Raw genomic sequence first — 18,909 nt, forward strand, 5'->3', positions numbered from 1 at the left:
AACCATGTTTGAAAAAGTCAAAAAAGTCAGTACAGAGAATTTAGGAAAAACCAACAGAATTGTAGAAGGAACGTCTATTGTTGGTGATATTGTTTCAAAAGCTGATTTTAGACTCGACGGCGAACTTATTGGAAATTTTACTTCGCAAGGAAAACTTGTCATTGGTGCATCAGGAATTGTGAAAGGAGAAATTATCTGTCACAATGCTGATATTGAAGGAGAATTTCAAGGAAAACTAAAAGTTTTAGAAGTCCTTAATATTAAAGGAACGGCACGTATTCATGGAGAAATCGCCGTTGGAAAATTATCCATTGAACCAGGAGCAGACTTTACCGCTTCTTGTACCATGTTAAATTCCAATCAGGTAATACTATTAGAAGATGGAAAAGGAACCGAATAATAATAGGAGAAATAAATGGCTTGCATTAATTAATATTCCATTTCAAATGGGAGTCATTATTTTTTTGTTTTCTTATTTCGGAACCTGGCTTGATGAAAACCATCCGAGCCCAAAAGTTTATTATAATACGATTTTTGTCATGGCCGGTGTAGGCCTTGCATTATATAACGTTATCCGCCAAGTTAACGACATTAATAAATAAAGTAATTTTTTCATTTATAGCAGCTTTAGATAAAAGTTGCATCTTTGCAAAAAATTACCTGAAATGTCATTAAAAAATTACAAACCTGTTTTTCATTTATTTTGTTTTGCTGTTGTTGCCTGTATAGTGCATATAGCCGCTTTCTTTTTGCTGGAAATTAATTTTCAAAAGTTTCATTACAGTATAGAATTACTGTATTTAATTTTCTTCGGATTATCAGCTTTGCTATACCTTATATTATTAAAGGTAAAAAATAAGAATTTTGAAATCGTAGGGATGGTTTTCTTATTCGGAACTTTTACTCAAATGTTGTTGGGATATTTAATTTTGCAGCCAATTTTAGAAAACAAAACTGAAACGGTCAATGTTGAAAAAGTCAGTTTTTTTATAACATTTATTTTGTTTTTGTTATTTCAGACGCTTTTAACTGTCCGATTATTAAATGAAAAGCGTTAAAATCGCGAATATGTAAAACAAGGTTCAAAAATAATTTTTCATATCCTTTTGAATATTAATAAAAAATGTACCTTTGCACCAAATTTTAGAAACGTAAAAAAATAAGATTTTCCACGATATGGTGATTTCAAACAAACCACTCAGCTTTATTCTAGCAGCTTTTGTAGCTTCTCTACCAATTATGGGTTTTGCAAACTCAGAGAATGATTCAACGCATGTACAAACTGAAACGGCTCACGAAGAGAAAGTAATTTCACATGATGCTCCAGCGGAAGGAGAGCACGCAGTTGCTCTTGACCCAAAAGCAAAAGTAGATGCTTTCATTGATCACCACTTACAAGATTCTCACGATTTTGTTTTCTTCCAAGATGAAAAAGAAAACAAACACTTTGGTTTTCCATTACCAGTTATACTTATTGACGGAGGTTTAAAAGTTTTCTCTTCTTCAAAATTTCATTTCGGTGAAACAGTTGCAGAAGTTGATGGAAACTTCTACAAATTAGTTCATGGTAAAATTTATAAAACAGATGCAGCCGGAACAATTACTTTTAATGAGCACGGTCATCCAGAAAACGAAAAACCTTTAGATTTTTCTATGACAAAGAATGTTGTTTCAATGCTTTTTGTTGCAGTGCTATTATTCTTAATGTTTACTGGTTTAGCAAAATCATATAAAAAAGGACCAATCCCAACAGGATTTGGAAGAGTTTTAGAGCCTCTTATAATTTTCATTAGAGATGAAATCGCAGTTCCTAACATTGGAGAGAAAAAATACCGTAAATATATGGGTTACCTATTAACTGTATTTTTCTTTGTATGGGTTTTAAACTTATTAGGAATGACTCCGCTAGGAATTAACGTTACAGGAAATATTGCTATTACAGTTTGTTTAGCAGCTTTTACTTTTATCATTACACAATTCAGTGCAAACAAAGATTATTGGGGACACATCTTCTGGATGCCAGGAGTACCAGTTCCAATGAAAATTATCTTAGCACCAATTGAGGTTTTAGGAACATTAACAAAACCATTCGCATTATTAATTCGTTTGTACGCAAACATTACTGCTGGTCACGTAGTAATTATGAGTTTGATCGGAATGATTTTCGTTGGAAAAAATTTAGCAGCTGATTTGCCAATCTCTTTAGGATTAACATTATTTATCTCTGTTATTGAAGTTTTAGTTGCATTTTTACAAGCATTTATTTTTACAATGTTGTCATCATTATTTATTGGTATGGCGGTTCAGGATCATGACCACGCTCACCACCATGAAGATGAAACAGCAATTATTTAATTTAGAAGTTTAATTTTATATATATAAATAGTTATGGGAACAATTCCAACTTTAGTAGGTGCTGGTTTAGTAGTAATCGGTGCAGGTTTAGGTTTAGGTAAAATCGGTGGATCTGCTATGGACGCTATTGCTCGTCAGCCAGAAGCTGCTGGTAAAATTCAAACTGCGATGATTATTATCGCGGCTTTATTAGAAGGTTTAGCATTTGCTGCTTTGATCTTAGGAAAAAACTAATAAAGAAAAAAAATAACAACATCTTTAACGGTTGGTTAAAGGTGTTGTTACTTTAAAAAAGAAATTAAATATTTAATATAGTTATAAAATGGATAAGTTAATTAACGATTTTTCATTCGGATTATTCTTCTGGCAAGCTTTAATCTTGTTAGTATTGATTTTACTTTTAGTGAAATTTGCATGGAAACCAATTATGGAATCTATTACTGCAAGAGAAGAAGGTATTAAAAACGCATTGCTTTCTGCTGAAAACGCAAAGAGAGAAATGGAAAACTTACAAGCTGACAATCAAAGAATTTTGAATGAAGCTCGTGCAGAACGTGACGCGATGTTGAAAGAAGCTCGCGAAATGAAAGAGAAAATGATAGCTGATTCTAAAAACGAAGCACAAGAGGCAGGTCAAAAAATGATCGAGCAAGCTAAAGCTGCTATCGAAAGTGAAAAAAATGCTGCAATGGCTGAATTGAAATCTCAAGTTTCAACTTTATCATTAAGCATCGCTGAAAAATTATTGAAAGAGGAATTATCTAACAAAGAATCTCAAACTAAATTAGTTGAGAAAATGTTAGGTGACGTAAAGTTAAACTAAGACTATGGCAGGTACAAGAGCAGCAATTCGTTATGCAAAAGCAATTCTGGACTTAGCAAACTCTAAAGGTGTTGCCGAAGCTGTAAATAACGATATGAAATCAATTGCAAATGCAATTGAGACAAATACAGAATTGAGTACGTTTATTTTAAACCCAACTACAAAAGTTGAAGTTAAAGAAAGTGCTCTTTTAGAAGTTTTTGCAAATGTAAACGGTGTAACTAAAGGTTTATTCCATTTATTATTTGAAAACAAAAGATTTGAAATTCTAGGTGCAATTGCATCAGAATTCAATAAATTATTTGATGAGAGTAATGGTGTTGAAGTAGCAAAAGTTACTACAGCAATTCCTATGGATGCTGCTTTAGAAGCTAAAGTTTTAGCTAAAGTTGCAACTTTATCAGATAAAAAAATTACAATTGAAAATATAGTAGATCCTTCAATTATTGGTGGATTTATTTTGAGAATAGGCGATAATCAATACAATGCCTCTGTTGCAAACAGATTACAAGTATTAAAAAGAGAGTTAAGTAATTAGTTTTATTACACATAAAAGTGTCTAAATTATAAATTAAGATGGCGGAAATCAAACCTGCTGAAATTTCAGCAATATTAAGAAAGCAAGTAGAAGGTTTTGAATCTGGTGCTACGCTAGAGGAAGTAGGAACAGTACTTCAAGTTGGAGATGGTATTGCTCGTGTTTACGGGCTATCTAATGTTCAATATGGTGAGTTAGTAGAATTTGATAACGGTATGGAAGGTATCGTATTGAATCTTGAAGAGGATAATGTTGGTGTGGTACTTTTAGGACCATCAACAGGAATTAAAGAAGGATCTACTGCAAAAAGAACTCAACGTATTGCTTCTCTTAAAGTAGGTGAGCAAATGGTAGGACGTGTTGTTAACACTCTTGGTTTTCCAATTGATGGAAAAGGACCAATCGGTGGAGATTTATACGAAATGCCATTAGAAAGAAAAGCGCCAGGAGTTATTTTCCGTCAGCCAGTAACTGAACCATTACAAACAGGAGTAAAAGCAGTTGATGCTATGATCCCAGTTGGACGTGGTCAGCGTGAGCTTGTTATCGGTGACCGTCAAACAGGTAAATCAACTGTTTGTATCGATACAATCTTGAACCAAAAAGAATTTTATGATGCAGGAAAACCTGTATTCTGTATATATGTTGCAATTGGACAAAAAGCTTCAACTGTAGCAGGAATCGCTAAAATGTTAGAAGAAAAAGGAGCAATGGCTTATACAGTTATTGTTGCAGCTAATGCTTCTGACCCAGCTCCAATGCAAGTTTATGCTCCATTCGCTGGTGCTGCAATTGGAGAATACTTTAGAGATTCAGGTCGTCCAGCACTTATCGTGTATGATGATTTATCTAAACAAGCTGTTGCTTACCGTGAGGTTTCTCTTTTATTAAGAAGACCACCGGGACGTGAGGCTTACCCTGGAGACGTTTTCTACTTACACTCTCGTTTATTAGAGCGCGCTTGTAAAGTAATCGCAGATGATGGTATCGCTAAAAACATGAACGATTTACCAGATTCTATTAAGTCTATCGTAAAAGGTGGTGGTTCATTGACTGCTTTACCAATTATCGAAACTCAAGCTGGTGACGTTTCTGCATATATCCCAACAAACGTAATCTCTATTACAGATGGTCAGATTTTCCTTGACGGAGATTTGTTCAACTCTGGGGTTCGTCCTGCGATCAACGTAGGTATCTCTGTATCTCGTGTTGGAGGTAATGCTCAAATTAAATCAATGAAAAAAGTTTCTGGAACTTTAAAATTAGACCAAGCTCAATTCCGTGAATTAGAAGCTTTCGCTAAATTTGGTTCTGACTTGGATTCTGTTACTTTAAACGTAATTGAAAAAGGAAAAAGAAACGTTGAAATCTTAAAACAAGGTTTAAATGATCCTTATCCTGTTGAAAACCAAGTTGCAATTATTTACGCTGGATCTAAAAACTTATTGAAAAACGTTCCTGTAAATAAAGTTAAAGAATTTGAAGCTGATTTCTTGTCTTACTTAAACAGTAAACATAAAGATACGCTTAACGCGTTGAAAGCTGGTAAATTTGACGATAACATTACAGATGTTATTGAAAAAGCAGCAAAAGAAGTTTCAGCAAAATATAACTAATAAGACAATTAGAAAATTAGATAATTGAAATGAATTTTTCAATTATCTAATTGACTAATTATCAAATTTTCTAATTAGAAAAAATGGCAAATTTAAAGGAAATCCGTAATAGAATTACTTCCGTTTCATCGACGATGCAGATTACATCGGCTATGAAAATGGTTTCTGCAGCAAAGCTTAAGAAAGCACAAGATGCAATCACTGCAATGCGACCTTATGCCGAGAAATTAACAGAGTTGCTACAAAATCTTTCTGCTACACTTGATGGTGAAGTTGGAGGAGATTATACAACTCAGCGTGAAGTAAAAAAAGTATTACTTGTAGCTATAACTTCTAACAGAGGTTTATGTGGTGCATTTAATTCGAATGTAATTAAGGAGATTAAAAACCGTACTGATTTTTATGCAGGAAAGCAAGTAGATGTTTTTGCCATTGGTAAAAAGGGAGGCGACGCTTTAGTTAAGACGCATAAAATTCACGGACATCATAATGCAATTTTTGATCATTTAACTTTTGAAAATGTTGCTGGAATTGCAGACAATTTGACTCAAAAATTCTTATCTGGGGAATATGACAGAATCGAATTAATCTATAATCAGTTTAAAAATGCTGCAACACAAATTGTTCAGACTGAGCAATTTTTACCGTTAGCTCCAATTAAATCTGATACAGCAGCTTCTACAGGAGATTATATTTTCGAGCCTTCAAAAGAAGAAATTGTATTGACTTTGATTCCAAAATCGTTAAAAACACAATTATATAAAGGTATTCGCGATTCATTTGCTTCAGAACACGGAGCGCGTATGACAGCTATGCACAAAGCAACTGACAACGCAACGGAATTAAGAAACCAGTTGAAATTGACTTATAACAAAGCACGTCAGGCTGCTATTACAAACGAAATCTTAGAGATTGTTGGTGGAGCAGAAGCGTTGAACGGATAATAGATATCTAAAAATAAAAAAGAGCCAGCAAATATTTTGCTGGCTCTTTTTTTGTGCAAAAAAGAAGCCGATACCCCCAAACATCGACTTTAACTCTTTTATAGAGAAATTGATTTTTTTTGTCTGTTATAAAATGGTGATTCTCAAATTACCCAAAAAATGAGAATCAATACCATTTTATAAAATTATTGCACAGATTTATCACCTCTGTTTTGCTTTGTCTTTTATGGGAACAAACTAGCTTTATCAATCCCAATGCTCTGTTTTTTTAAGGGTTACATTTCAGCAGAATCAATCCCTAGTGCTTTGTCTTTTGCGGGAACAAACTAGCTTTATCCGTCCCGATGCTTTGCTTTTTTAAAGGGTTGTATTTTAGCTTTCCTCATTCCCTATGTTACAAAGTTAATACAGAAGCAATTGGAAAAACTTATATAATTTTTTTTCAATTTTACAGATTTCACATATAGAGTTGCTTCACAATTATATAGAAGGCGTGAGAAAAATTGAGTAATTTTGAGCTTTATCTTTTAGTAAAATGGAATTTCAAATACGAGAACTTACTACAATCGACGAAATGCTGGCACAAATCGATACCATGCGATTTCTTTATCCTAAAATTTCAATTGAGAAATATGAATCGTTTCTTTTAGAAATGGTGCCTCACAATTATATTCAGATAGGCGTTTTTGATAATGATGTTTGTTTAGGAATTACCGGATGCTGGTCGGCAACAAAACTTTGGACGGGAAAATATCTTGAGATCGATAATTTTGTTGTCAATCCAGAGCACAGGTCAAAAGGAATTGGAAAATTGTTGACGGATTATATCGATAAAAAAGCAACAGACTTAGGATGTAGTAGTATTGTTTTAGACGCTTTTACCGGAAATTTTGGTGCGCATCGTTTTTATTACAATCAAGGTTATGGTCCAAAAGGATTTCATTTTGTGAAAGTTTTGGATGAGAATAAACTGACTCAATAAAAAAACCTACAACTTTTTTTATTGAACCTGCAAAATCATTAATAAACCAAAGAATTGGTTATTTTTGTTTTACGAACTTTATTATAAAATTATTTTGGGATTATATAAAAATCTATTCAAACAAACTGCGATTTACGGACTAGCAACGGTTTTACCGAGGATGCTTAGTTTCTTATTGGTCAGATTATATACAGGTATTTTACCAACTGCAGAATATGGCGAAGTTTCGATTGTTTTGTCTTGGATGGTTTTCTTTAATGTTGTTCTTTCTTATGGTATGGAAACTGCATTTTTTAGATTCTACAGTGCCGAAGAAGATAAAAAAAATGTAATCGCAACTTCTACAATTTCAATTTTCTGGTCGTCAATTGGGTTTTTATTTGCCGCCTTAATTTTTAGAAATACACTTGCAAGTTGGGCTGAAGTTGATGCTCAATATGTTACTTATTCAGTTTGGATTTTAGTTCTGGACGCTCTGGTTTTAGTGCCTTTTTCTAAACTAAGAGCCAATCAGCGCCCTATGGTTTATGCGGCAATTAAGATTGGAAATGTTGTAATTAATTTATTGCTGAATATTTTCTTTTTGATGTATTTGCCAAAACTTGCAGCTTCGAATCCTAATTCGGTTTGGGATAATTTATATATTGAGAATTTTCAGATTGCTTATATTTTCATTGCAAATCTTTTGGCAAGTTTAGCTACTTTTATTGTGCTTTCGCCAAATTATCTTTCGCTTGGACGAAAATTCGATGCGGAACTTTGGAAAAGAATGATGAAATACGGACTTCCAATTTTGGTTGCCGGACTGGCTTTTGCTGTAAATGAACATTTTGATAAAATTCTTTTGGGATATTTACTTCCTGAAAATTTAGCAAAATCTGAAGTTGGTGCTTATTCAGCCTGTTACAAATTAGGTTTGTTTATGGTTTTATTTGCAACGGCTTTCAGATTAGGAATCGAGCCTTTCTTTTTTAGCCATGCAAAAAATGAAAATGCTCCGCAGACTTATGCTGTAATCACGAAATACTTTGTGATTTTAGGATCATTAATTTTATTGGGTGTTATTGTTTTTGCCGATGTTTTAAAATTTTTATTGTTAGATAACAAATCGTATTGGGAAGCCATGAAAGTAGTGCCGTTGATTATTTTGGCCAATTTCTTTTTAGGTATTTACAATAACTTATCGGTTTGGTACAAGCTGACAGACAAAACAAAAATTGGCGCTTACATTTCTATTGTTGGTGCTATCGTTACGTTGGTTTTAAATTATCTTTTAATACCAAAATACAGCTATTATGGTTCTGCAATTGCGACTATTTCTGCCTATGGAAGCATGATGCTTATTTCTTATTTACTTGGAAATAAATATTATCCAATTCCTTATGATATGAACAAAATTGGCGCTTATTTAGGCGTTTCAATAGTATTCTCAATAATTTCATTTTACGGATTCAGAGAGAAATATTATGTTGGAATTCCACTCCTTTTAATTTTTATGTATATGGTTTATCATTATGAAAAAGACACCATAAAAGGAATACTAAAGAAAAAATAAGTCCGTTTAAAATTTTAAATTGCAAATGAAAATACAAATCATAAATAAATCACAGCACGACTTGCCAAACTACGAAACAATTGCTTCGGCAGGAATGGATCTTCGTGCCAATTTAACAGAATCGATTACGTTAAAACCTTTAGAAAGAACTATTGTAAAAACAGGACTTTTTATTGAATTGCCAATTGGTTATGAAGCGCAGGTTAGACCAAGAAGCGGACTTGCAGCAAAAAAAGGTGTAACAGTTTTGAATTCTCCAGGAACAGTAGATGCCGATTATAGAGGTGAAATAGGAGTGATTTTAGTGAACTTATCAAATGAAGAATTCGTAGTTGAAAATGGAGAACGAATCGCACAATTGATAATTGCAAAACACGAAAGAGCAGAGTGGATTGAAGTGGAAGAACTTTCGGAAACTTCAAGAGGAGCTGGCGGTTTTGGAAGTACTGGAGTGAAATAAGTTTTCAGTCTCAGCTTTCAGTTTGCAATATCCAAAAAATAAGAACCAACTCAGGAAGATTTTTCAATCTTCCCCTAAAAAATAAATACAAAAATGAAAATAATCGTTCCAATGGCGGGCCGTGGCTCAAGACTTAGACCGCATACCTTAACAGTTCCAAAACCATTAATTCCTGTTGCAGGAAAATCTATAGTTCATCGTTTGGTTGAAGATATTGCCAAAATATTAAAAGAACCAATCGAAGAAGTAGCTTTTATTTTGGGTGATGAAGCTTTTTTTGGTGAAGATGTCGTAACAAGTTTACAGGATTTGGCTAAAGGCCTTGGAGCAAAAGCATCTATTTATCGTCAGGACTTGCCTTTAGGGACAGGTCACGCCATTATGTGTGCCAAAGAATCTCTTTCTGGGCCTACAGTTATTGCTTACGCAGATACTTTGATCAGAGCAGATTTTGAATTAGATCCTGAGGCCGATGCTGTAATCTGGGTAAAGCAAGTTGATCAGCCGGAAGCTTTTGGGGTTGTAAAATTGAATCAGAACAATGAAATTATCGAATTGGTAGAAAAACCAAAAGAGTTTGTAAGTGATTTAGCCGTTATCGGAATTTACTATTTCAAAGAAGTTGGCGATTTGAAAAAAGAACTTCAAGGCGTTTTGGATAATAACATTCAAAATGGTGGCGAGTATCAAATCAACGACGGAATTAAAGCTATGATGGCTAACGGAAAAGTTTTCAAAACCGGAAGTGTTGATGAATGGATGGACTGCGGAAACAAAGATGTAACGGTTGAAACAAATAGCAGAATGTTAGGATTTTTGCACAACGACGGCGAGCATTTGGTAGATTACAATGTGACGTTAGAAAACGCAACAATTATTCCGCCATGTTATATTGGTGAAAATGTAGTACTGAAAAACACAACAGTAGGACCAAATGTTTCAGTTGGAAAAGGATGCCGAATTACAGACAGTTCTATTAAAAATAGCTTAATACAAACTTATTCTCAAATAAAAAACGCTAACTTAGACAATGCGATGATTGGAAATCACGTTAGTTATGATGGAAAGTTTACTAGTATTAGTATTGGAGATTACTCAGTTTTAGAATAAAAAAGAGTTTTTCAGAAGATTCTTTTTGGTTTAAAATAAATTATAAAAAGAATGAAAAAAGGCGTTTGGATAATTTTATTTTTCGTTTTGCTTGGCAATTCAAACTCGGTTTTAGCTCAGACTGAACCGGAAGATATTGCTATGGCCCCAGACGAATATCAAGATGCTTTTTACGAATCTTTGAAACAAAAAGGAATTGAAAATTATGATAAAGCCATAGTATCATTAGAAAAATGTATAAAACTAAAACCTAATGATGCTGTTGCTTATTTTGAATTGGGAAAAAATTACTTTGCTTTAAAAGACTATCAAAATGCAAATACGGCTTTTGAGAAAGCAACGCAGTTAAATCCTAAAAACAAGTGGTATTGGCTTGGAATTTATGATGTAAGTTATGAAACCAAGAATTATCCACTGGCGATAGAAACGATTCAGAAAATTATCGTTTTTGATGAAGAATACAAAGATGATTTGATTTCATTATATATGATTACAAATCAATTTGATAAAGCGCTTGTAGCGATAAACGAAATGAACGATAAATTCGGAAAATCGGAAGATCGCGATCGTTATAAAATGCAGATTCTTTCACAAGGAAAATATCAAAATGCTGAAATTTCGAATTTGATCGATCAGATAAAAAAGAATCCAAAAGAAGAATCGAATTATCTGAATCTTATCATCTTATATTCAAAATCAGATGATAATGACAAGGCTTTAGAAGTTGCTACAAAATTGGCAAAAGAAGTTCCAAATTCGGAATGGGCGCAGGTTAGTTTGTTCAAAACATATTTAGATGCAAACCAGGCTGATAAAGCAATTAAGGCTATGAATATTATTTTGGCAAGTTCAAAAATTGATTCAAAAATCAAACACAGAACTTTGAATGAATTTTTGATTTATACCAATAAAAATCCGCAATATGCTCCAGATTTAGAAAGAGCAATTTCTTATTTTGATAACGATCCAAATGTAGACGTTGCCAAAGAAATTGGGAAATTTTATCATAGCAAAGGCCAGTTTGAAAATGCAATTAAATATTATGAAAAAGATCTAAAAGCAAATTCAGAAACAGATCGTGAAACCAATTTGCTTTTGCTTGAAGCCTATACACAGGCAAAACAATTTGAACCGATGACCAAAAGAGCCATGAATATGATTGAAGTTTACCCAAGTCAGCCACAATTTTATTATTATGCGGGGCTGGGAAACAATCAGTTAAAACAATTTAAGAATGCAAAAACCGTTTTAGAAATGGGGCTTGATTATGTTGTTGATGATAAAAAATTGGAATCAAATTTTAATATTCAGTTGGGAGAAGCTTATAATGGATTGGGAGATGCCAAGAAAAAAGAGGAATACTTTTTGAAGGCTAATGAGTTATTAAAACAAAAGAAATAGAAAAAGATGAAAAAATATATAGCAATTGTGTTGCTGTCGGTATTTATGATTTCATGTAAATCAAAAGCCGTGGCAGTGCAAAACAATAATGGTAAGACAGAAGAAGCGCCAAAAGAAGATAAAAAAGCAATTGAAAAACATTATAATAATAAGTTAGATTTCTCAACTTTAAGCATAAAAGCAAGTGCAAAATATGAAGATGACAAACAAAGTCAAAATGTTACGGCTGATATAAAAATTGAAAAAGACAAACAGATTTTAATAAGTGTTCGTTTCCTCGGAATCACAATGGCAAAAGCTTTGATTACCCCAACGACAGTTAGCTATTACGAAAAAATAAAAGGCACTTATTACGAAGGTGATTTTACGAGTTTAAGCAAATGGCTGGGAACAGAGCTGGACTATAGCAAAGTTCAGAATTTATTGGTTGGAGAAGCCTTAGACGATTTAAGAAAAGGGAAATATACACAGACAATCGTTGAAAATCTTTTTCGTTTAGAAGATGAAAAAGAAGAAAAAGTAAAAAAGATATTTTATTTAGATTCGGAAAAATATTTAATTCAGAAAGAAGAAATTTCACAAGCTTCAGAAAACGTACAGCTTGAAATTATTTATTCTGACAGTAAAACCTTTAATCAGGGAACACTTCCAACGACTATTGAAATTAATGCAGTGCAACCAAAAGGGAAAACAAATATTAATTTAAATTATAATAATATTTCATTTAATGAAGAACTTTCTTTTCCATATAGTGTTCCAAGTGGGTATAAAAAAGTTATAATTAAGTAAATTTGCAAAAAGAAAACAGAAACATGCCAAAATTTCTCCTCAGCCTAATTTTTATTTGTGCCACAACTTTTATGTGGGCACAGGATTCGCAGCAAGAAAAACTTGAACAGCGTAAAGCACAAATTCAGCAGGAAATTAGAGATAATGAAAAAATGCTGCAGTCTGTAAAGAAACAAGAAAAATCGGCAGTAAATATATATTTAATTCAGGCGAATAAAATTAAGCTGAAAGAAAAACTGATTAACACCACTGCAAAACAGGAAAGGGTTTTGAGTAATAATATGTATATTAATCAGGTTCAGGTTAATAAATTGAAAAAAGAATTGACAGTTTTGAAAGCAGACTATTCAAAAATGATTTTAAAATCATACAAAAGTAGATCTGAGCAAAGTAGGGCAATGTTTATTTTATCTTCAGAAAGCTTTTTGCAGGCTTATAAAAGAGCACAATATTTAAAACAATATACGAATTACAGAAAAAATCAAGGTTTAGAAATTCAGTCTAAAACGGCGCAATTAGTTGATTTTAATGCAAAACTAGACGGTCAGAGGCAGGTTAAGAAAAAGATTATTGCTGAAAACCAAAAAGAAAAAGTAAGCTTAGAAGTTGAAAAGAAAGAACAGCAAAAACTAGTAAATGCTCTTAAAAAGGATAAAAACAAAATCATTGCCGATACTAGAAATAAACAAGCAGAAGCAAAAAGAATCGACAGGCAAATTGATCGTTTGATTCGTGAAGCAATTGCTGAAGCAAATAGAAAAGCAGCTCTGGAACGAGCTAAAGATAATCCTGGATCTACAGCTTCTACAGCGCCAGTTTCTTCTTCAAAAATTGCTTTGACACCAGAAGGAAAAATATTAGCTGCTGATTTTAAAGCTAACAGAGGAAAATTGCCATGGCCAGTTGAAAAAGGATTTGTTTCATTAGGTTATGGAGATCAGCCACACCCACTGCATCCGTCGATTACAGTTCATAACTCGGGAGTTGAGATTACGACAGAACAAGGCGCAACAGCCCGTGCGGTTTTTGAAGGGGAGGTTTCGAGCGTAATTGTTTTATCACCAATCAACAGAGCAGTTATGATTCAGCACGGAGATTACTTTACGGTGTATCAAAATTTAAGTTCAGTATCAGTTGCAAAAGGTGATAAAGTAAATACTAAGCAAAGTATTGGAAAAGTAAGAACCAGCGGAGATACAGGAAAAACAACGATTAAGTTTTTGATACTTCAAAATACAACAAATATGAATCCGGAAGGATGGTTACAAAACAGATAAAAAAAGGGAGCTATTGAGCTCCCTTTTTTATTAAGTTTAAGTTTTATTAATCGTATTGTTCAAGTAAATATTTAATGACATCAGTTGTAGTCACGATTCCTTTAAGTTCGTCATGATCAACAACAGGTAATGCATGAAAATCTTCTTTAGCAAAAATTTCAGCTAAATCTTTAATAACCATGTCAGATGAAACTGTCCTCGGTTTTGAAGTCATAACCTGAGAAATATTCAGCATATCAAGTATAGCTTCATCGGCACCTTCTTGGCCTTCAAACAAAGCGCCAAAAGTTAACCGGTTGATGTCGGTTCGGCTAATAATACCCACCACTTCTTTTCCTTTGACAATTGGAATGTGGCGGATCGTATTTTTCTTTAATTTTTCAACTACGGTTTTCAAATCATCTTTTTCATTTGCAGTCACCACTGTTTTTGTCATAATGTGACTTATTGGTTCTCTCTTTTTCATGATAAATAAGTTGTAATGTTTCCATCAAAGGTCGCAAAAGAATACTATAAAAAACATGATTTTTATCAGGTATACTATTTGAAAATAAGGCAGTTAAGTGTTTTTTGCTTTCTAAATGTAAAACAACAAAAATGAAAAAATGACAATAAAATAACGTTTCATTTGAAAAATCAATCTATATCTTGAGCTGAAGTTAACTGATTGAATTTAAAAATAGTATTTTTGCAGTATGGAAACAAATAGACAGAAAAAAATAGGCGGTGTCATCCAGAAAGATCTGGTCGATATTTTGCAAGGTGAAGTGCGAAAAAATGGAATTACCAATTTAGTAATTTCGGTATCCAAAGTTAGTGTTACTACAGATTTATCTGTGGCAACGGTATATTTAAGCATTTTCCCTCAGGAGAAAGCCAAAGAAACTTTAGAAGGAATTAAATCGAATACAACTTTAATTAAACACGATTTATCACAGCGTGTGCGTTTGCAATTGCGCCGTGTGCCAAACTTGGTGTTTTTTATCGATGACTCATTAGATTATATTGAAAAAATCGACAATGCTTTAGCAGGAAAAGAAAACCCAATTGAAAACCGTGATCTTTTAGAAAAAAGAAGAAAATCATAAATTGAATTTCCCCCTTTACATAGCCAAACGTTACATTTTTAGCCGAAGCAAAAATAACGCTATCAATATCATTAATCGTATTGCGAGCTTAGGAATTGTTGCCGGTACAATGGCTTTGTTTGTGGTTTTATCTGTTTTTAGCGGATTAAAAGTTTTTAGTTTGTCGTTCACAAACGAAATTGATCCCGATTTAAAAATGACAAGTACCTATGGAAAATCATTTTTGATTACACCAGAACAGGAAAGTCAAATAAAGAAAATTGATGGTGTCGTTTCATACACCAAAATTATCGAAGAACGCGTTTTGTTTTTGTTTAAAGACAAGCAGAAAGTTACTTATTTAAAAGGAGTTGATCGTAATTATCCAGTGGTCAACGATATCAAAAAAAAGCTTTTCACCGGACAATGGTTAAAACCAGATACGTATCAGGTTGTAATAGGTTATGGTATTTCGCGTGACTTTTCGTTAGGAGTTTTAGATTTCGAAAATCCGTTGCAGATTTTTGCGCCAAAACCAGGAAAAGGAGCAATTGAAAATCCGGATGATGCTTTTACAAAAACAGATGTTCTTCCGGTGGGGATTTACTCCATCAGCGAAGATTTAGATTCGAAATATGTGTTTGCCGATTTAGGTTTGGCACAGGAATTACTGGAATATAAAACCAATCAGATTTCGGGACTTGAATTTAATTTGGAAGAAAATGCAAATGAAAGTGCCATCAGATCGCAGCTGGAAAATATTTTTAAGAATAAAGTAACGCTCAGAAATAGAGCACAGCTAAATGAATCTTTGTATAGAATGTTAAATACCGAGAACATAGCGGTATATCTGATTTTTACATTGGTTATCATTGTAGCACTTTTTAATTTGATTGGTGCTTTGATTATGATGATTTTAGAGAAAAAAGGAAATCTAAAAACCCTTTTTAATCTAGGAACAGAAATTAGTCATTTGCGAAAAATATTCCTTCTTCAAGGTACTTTGTTAAGTGTTTTCGGTGGCATAATCGGACTTATATTAGGTGTTATTTTAGTGTTATTGCAACAGAAATATGAGCTGATTATGATTACGCCAACTTTGGCATTTCCGGTTGTTTTTACAATTGAAAATATTCTGATTGTGTTAGGGACCATTATTTCTTTAGGTTTTCTGGCTTCTTTAATTGCTTGCAGCCGTGTAAGTAAAAAGCTTTTAGATTAATATTTCGGGCTAAAAAATATTTCCTATATTTATCGTCTCAAAAAATTACTGCATATGATTGTTTCTGCCTAATCCTATTTTATTTTTTAGAATAATTAGGATACTTACGTTTTTTTCGAGTTCAGATTAGTACATCTGAACTAATTTTTTCATTTATCCTAACTTATCATGACAGAAACTACAATACAGAAAAGCTTCTTTTCTAAAATTTTTACCACTTTAAAACAAGCCTTAAAAGGCGACGAATCATTTGATTATACTTCAGGAAGTATTAAAAAAGCTGTAATTCTATTAGCCATTCCGATGGTTTTGGAAATGATGATGGAATCGGTTTTTGCTTTAGTCGATTTATATTTTGTAGGGCATTTGAAACATAGCAGTTTTGCGATTCAGACTGTGGGGTTGACAGAATCTGTTTTAACAATTATTTACTCGCTAGCAATAGGAATGAGTATGGCTGCCACTGCTGTAGTGGCAAGGCGAATTGGAGAAAAAGATCCAATTGCAGCTGCCAAAGCAGGAATGCAAGCTATTATTGTGGCATTTGCAATAAACAGTGTAATGAGTGTTTTGGGAATTATTTATGCCAAAGATATACTGTTACTCATGGGAGCATCTGCCAAAGCGGCGGAACATGGTTTTAGATTTACCCAAATCATGATTGGATCCAGTTTATGCATTATGCTTTTATTTCTGATAAACGGAATTTTTCGCGGTGCAGGAAATGCCGCAATTGCAATGAAAAGCCTTTGGATTGCCAACATTTGTAATATTATTTTATGTCCAATTTTAATTAACGGTTTTGGACCAATTCCGGCGTTTGGATTAGTTGGTGCTGCCTTGGCGACAACTTTTGGAAGAAGCATAGGTGTTTTATACCAATTATATCATTTGTTTTCTGGAAAAGGAATTTTAAAAATCAAAATTCTATATTTTGTTCCTGATTTCACACAAATAAAAGCTTTAGTAAAAATCGCAGCTCCGGGAATTTTGCAGTTTGTAATCGCTTCCTGCAGTTGGATTTTCTTGGCACAATTAGTAGCAACAACAGGTGGCGATCATGGTTCTGCAGGTTATCAAACGGCGCTAAGAATCATGATGTTTTTCATACTTCCGGCATGGGGATTGAGTAATGCTGCAGCGACTTTGGTTGGACAAAATTTAGGTGCGAAACAAATCGAACGTGCCGAAAAATCAGTCTATACAACTGCACGATATAATGTAATTTTTATGGCTTCAATTATGATTATTACGTTGGTTTTTGGACAATATATTATTTCGTTTTTTACGAATGACAATCAGGTAAAAACTATTGCGCTTGAAGCTTTACAAATAATGAGCATCGGATTTATTTTCTACGGAATCGGGATGGTTTTGATCAATACTTTCAATGGAGCGGGAGATACCTGGACGCCAACGGGAATTAATTTTTTCGGGTTTTGGTTGTTCCAAATTCCGCTGGCGTTTGTATTGGCAAAACATTTTAATATGGGGCCAACAGGAGTTTTTATTGCTATTCCGGTCGCTGAAACAGCAATTACTTTGACGGGAATCTTTTTCTATAAAAGAGGAAAGTGGAAACGTGTTCAAGTATAATAAACAAAAAGGCCTTCAATTTTGAAGGCCTTTTTTATAGTTTTTAAACAAATTCATATCCTGCATAAACCTGTTCAATTTCTTTCATAATGGCGAATAAATCTTCAGGTGCATCAGTTGTAACTAATTTTTGTTTGAATTCTTTGAAAGAATGAATTCCTTTGAAATAGTTCGTGTAATGACGACGCATTTCTACAATTCCTAAACGTTCGCCTTTCCAATCCATTGACCATTGCAAATGATTTCTGGCAGCTTCAACACGATCAATAACCGTTGGAGCAGGTAAGTGTTCACCAGTTTTGAAATAATGCTTGATTTCGTTAAAAATCCACGGATAACCTATAGCAGCCCGACCTATCATGATGCCGTCAATCCCGTATTCATTTTTATATTTTAATGCTTTTTCTGGACTGTCGATATCGCCATTTCCAAAAATAGGCATTGTAATTCTCGGGTTGTTTTTTACGCGTGCAATATGCGACCAGTCTGAATGACCTTTATACATTTGTGCGCGGGTTCTGGCGTGAATTGTCAAAGCCTGAACTCCAATATCTTGAAGTCTTTCAGCCACTTCATCAATATTAATAGAATTGTCGTCCCAACCTAAACGCGTTTTCACCGTAACGGGTAAATCAGTTCCTTTGATAACCGCTTTGGTCAAACGAACCATCAAATCAACATCTTTTAGAACTCCTGCACCGGCACCACGGCAAACTACTTTTTTTACTGGACATCCAAAGTTAATATCCACTAAATCTGGTTTTACTGTAGAAACAATTTTAGAGGACATTTCCATCGCTTCTTCATCACCACCAAAAATCTGAATTCCAACCGGACGTTCGTAATCAAAAATATCCAACTTCATTCGACTTTTTATAGCATCACGAATCAATCCCTCAGATGAAATAAATTCAGAATACATCATGTCAGCACCATGCGTTTTGCATAATCTGCGAAACGGCGGATCGCTCACATCTTCCATCGGAGCAAGTAGTAAAGGAAATTCGGGTAATTCTATGTTGCCAATCTTGACCATCTTCATAATTTTTTGCAAAATTACAACATTTTAGTCGAATTTCTGCAATTCGAGTGACAAAGGCTCAAAGTAACAAAGGGACAAAGTTTTTTTATAGTGCTGATTAACAGCCTTTGAACCTTTGTCCCTTTGTTACTT

At 33.6% G+C, this 18,909-nt stretch carries 21 protein-coding genes; 19 read left to right on the forward strand and 2 right to left on the reverse strand.

Annotation, left to right across the window (positions count from 1 at the left end; genetic code table 11):
• Window positions 1-4: 4 nt before the first annotated feature.
• The 16 genes from ACWA1B_RS02645 to ACWA1B_RS02720 all read left to right on the forward strand — a co-directional run bounded on the left by ACWA1B_RS02645 (window position 5) and on the right by ACWA1B_RS02720 (window position 13,850).
• The gene (locus ACWA1B_RS02645; RefSeq protein WP_035646629.1) at window positions 5-400 is read left to right on the forward strand and encodes a bactofilin family protein; all 396 of its coding nucleotides are present in this window, start codon (window positions 5-7) and stop codon (window positions 398-400) included.
• Window positions 381-602 (forward strand): AtpZ/AtpI family protein, encoded by a 222-nt coding sequence (locus ACWA1B_RS02650; RefSeq protein WP_035646626.1) that lies wholly within the window; start codon window positions 381-383, stop codon window positions 600-602. Before ACWA1B_RS02645 ends, ACWA1B_RS02650 begins: the two co-directional genes overlap by 20 nt.
• A 63-nt stretch (window positions 603-665) precedes the next feature.
• Window positions 666-1,058, forward strand: coding sequence for a hypothetical protein (locus ACWA1B_RS02655; protein WP_142449906.1), 393 nt, complete (start codon window positions 666-668; stop codon window positions 1,056-1,058).
• 118 nt (window positions 1,059-1,176) lie between these two features.
• Window positions 1,177-2,355, forward strand: coding sequence for a F0F1 ATP synthase subunit A (gene atpB / locus ACWA1B_RS02660; protein WP_426483406.1), 1,179 nt, complete (start codon window positions 1,177-1,179; stop codon window positions 2,353-2,355).
• A gap of 33 nt (window positions 2,356-2,388) precedes the next feature.
• Window positions 2,389-2,589 (forward strand): ATP synthase F0 subunit C, encoded by a 201-nt coding sequence (atpE, locus tag ACWA1B_RS02665; RefSeq protein WP_026727281.1) that lies wholly within the window; start codon window positions 2,389-2,391, stop codon window positions 2,587-2,589.
• Between the two features lie 88 nt (window positions 2,590-2,677).
• Window positions 2,678-3,178, forward strand: coding sequence for a F0F1 ATP synthase subunit B (locus ACWA1B_RS02670; RefSeq protein WP_026727280.1), 501 nt, complete (start codon window positions 2,678-2,680; stop codon window positions 3,176-3,178).
• 4 nt (window positions 3,179-3,182) lie between these two features.
• Window positions 3,183-3,716, forward strand: a complete 534-nt coding sequence (gene atpH, locus ACWA1B_RS02675) for an ATP synthase F1 subunit delta (RefSeq protein WP_426483405.1) — start codon at window positions 3,183-3,185, stop codon at window positions 3,714-3,716.
• 38 nt (window positions 3,717-3,754) lie between these two features.
• On the forward strand, window positions 3,755-5,332 hold the full coding sequence (gene atpA / locus ACWA1B_RS02680) for a F0F1 ATP synthase subunit alpha (RefSeq protein WP_035646617.1): 1,578 nt from the start codon (window positions 3,755-3,757) through the stop codon (window positions 5,330-5,332).
• 83 nt (window positions 5,333-5,415) lie between these two features.
• Window positions 5,416-6,276 (forward strand): ATP synthase F1 subunit gamma, encoded by an 861-nt coding sequence (gene atpG / locus ACWA1B_RS02685; protein WP_035646614.1) that lies wholly within the window; start codon window positions 5,416-5,418, stop codon window positions 6,274-6,276.
• A gap of 535 nt (window positions 6,277-6,811) precedes the next feature.
• Window positions 6,812-7,258, forward strand: coding sequence for a GNAT family N-acetyltransferase (locus tag ACWA1B_RS02690; protein ID WP_456904351.1), 447 nt, complete (start codon window positions 6,812-6,814; stop codon window positions 7,256-7,258).
• 94 nt (window positions 7,259-7,352) lie between these two features.
• Window positions 7,353-8,813: a lipopolysaccharide biosynthesis protein gene (locus ACWA1B_RS02695; protein WP_456904856.1), complete on the forward strand. Its 1,461-nt coding sequence runs from the start codon at window positions 7,353-7,355 to the stop codon at window positions 8,811-8,813.
• A 25-nt stretch (window positions 8,814-8,838) separates the two neighbouring features.
• Window positions 8,839-9,273 (forward strand): dUTP diphosphatase, encoded by a 435-nt coding sequence (gene dut / locus ACWA1B_RS02700; protein WP_035646609.1) that lies wholly within the window; start codon window positions 8,839-8,841, stop codon window positions 9,271-9,273.
• Window positions 9,274-9,366: 93 nt separating this feature from the next.
• Window positions 9,367-10,383: a sugar nucleotidyltransferase gene (locus ACWA1B_RS02705; protein ID WP_456904352.1), complete on the forward strand. Its 1,017-nt coding sequence runs from the start codon at window positions 9,367-9,369 to the stop codon at window positions 10,381-10,383.
• 51 nt (window positions 10,384-10,434) lie between these two features.
• Window positions 10,435-11,784 (forward strand): tetratricopeptide repeat protein, encoded by a 1,350-nt coding sequence (locus tag ACWA1B_RS02710; RefSeq protein WP_456904353.1) that lies wholly within the window; start codon window positions 10,435-10,437, stop codon window positions 11,782-11,784.
• 6 nt (window positions 11,785-11,790) lie between these two features.
• Window positions 11,791-12,573, forward strand: a complete 783-nt coding sequence (locus ACWA1B_RS02715; RefSeq protein ID WP_456904354.1) for a lipoprotein insertase outer membrane protein LolB1 — start codon at window positions 11,791-11,793, stop codon at window positions 12,571-12,573.
• A 23-nt stretch (window positions 12,574-12,596) separates the two neighbouring features.
• Entirely contained in the window at window positions 12,597-13,850 is a 1,254-nt protein-coding gene (locus tag ACWA1B_RS02720; RefSeq protein WP_456904355.1) for a murein hydrolase activator EnvC family protein, read from the forward strand.
• 46 nt (window positions 13,851-13,896) lie between these two features.
• Here ACWA1B_RS02720 and ACWA1B_RS02725 read toward each other — a convergent pair whose 3' ends face one another.
• Window positions 13,897-14,316 (reverse strand): CBS domain-containing protein, encoded by a 420-nt coding sequence (locus tag ACWA1B_RS02725; RefSeq protein WP_456904356.1) that lies wholly within the window; start codon window positions 14,314-14,316, stop codon window positions 13,897-13,899.
• A 229-nt stretch (window positions 14,317-14,545) separates the two neighbouring features.
• Between ACWA1B_RS02725 and rbfA the strand changes: the two genes are divergently transcribed.
• The 3 genes from rbfA to ACWA1B_RS02740 all read left to right on the forward strand — a co-directional run bounded on the left by rbfA (window position 14,546) and on the right by ACWA1B_RS02740 (window position 17,735).
• Complete coding sequence (rbfA, locus tag ACWA1B_RS02730) at window positions 14,546-14,938, forward strand: 30S ribosome-binding factor RbfA (RefSeq protein WP_035646598.1); 393 nt, start codon at window positions 14,546-14,548, stop codon at window positions 14,936-14,938.
• A gap of 1 nt (window position 14,939) precedes the next feature.
• On the forward strand, window positions 14,940-16,139 hold the full coding sequence (locus ACWA1B_RS02735) for an ABC transporter permease (protein ID WP_456904357.1): 1,200 nt from the start codon (window positions 14,940-14,942) through the stop codon (window positions 16,137-16,139).
• Between the two features lie 168 nt (window positions 16,140-16,307).
• Window positions 16,308-17,735, forward strand: coding sequence for an MATE family efflux transporter (locus tag ACWA1B_RS02740; RefSeq protein WP_456904358.1), 1,428 nt, complete (start codon window positions 16,308-16,310; stop codon window positions 17,733-17,735).
• Window positions 17,736-17,778: 43 nt separating this feature from the next.
• Here the strand turns inward: ACWA1B_RS02740 and dusB are convergent, their stop codons facing one another.
• The gene (dusB, locus tag ACWA1B_RS02745; RefSeq protein ID WP_035646589.1) at window positions 17,779-18,771 is read right to left on the reverse strand and encodes a tRNA dihydrouridine synthase DusB; all 993 of its coding nucleotides are present in this window, start codon (window positions 18,769-18,771) and stop codon (window positions 17,779-17,781) included.
• Window positions 18,772-18,909: the final 138 nt, after the last annotated feature.

It is taken from the genome of Flavobacterium xizangense (assembly GCF_054075145.1).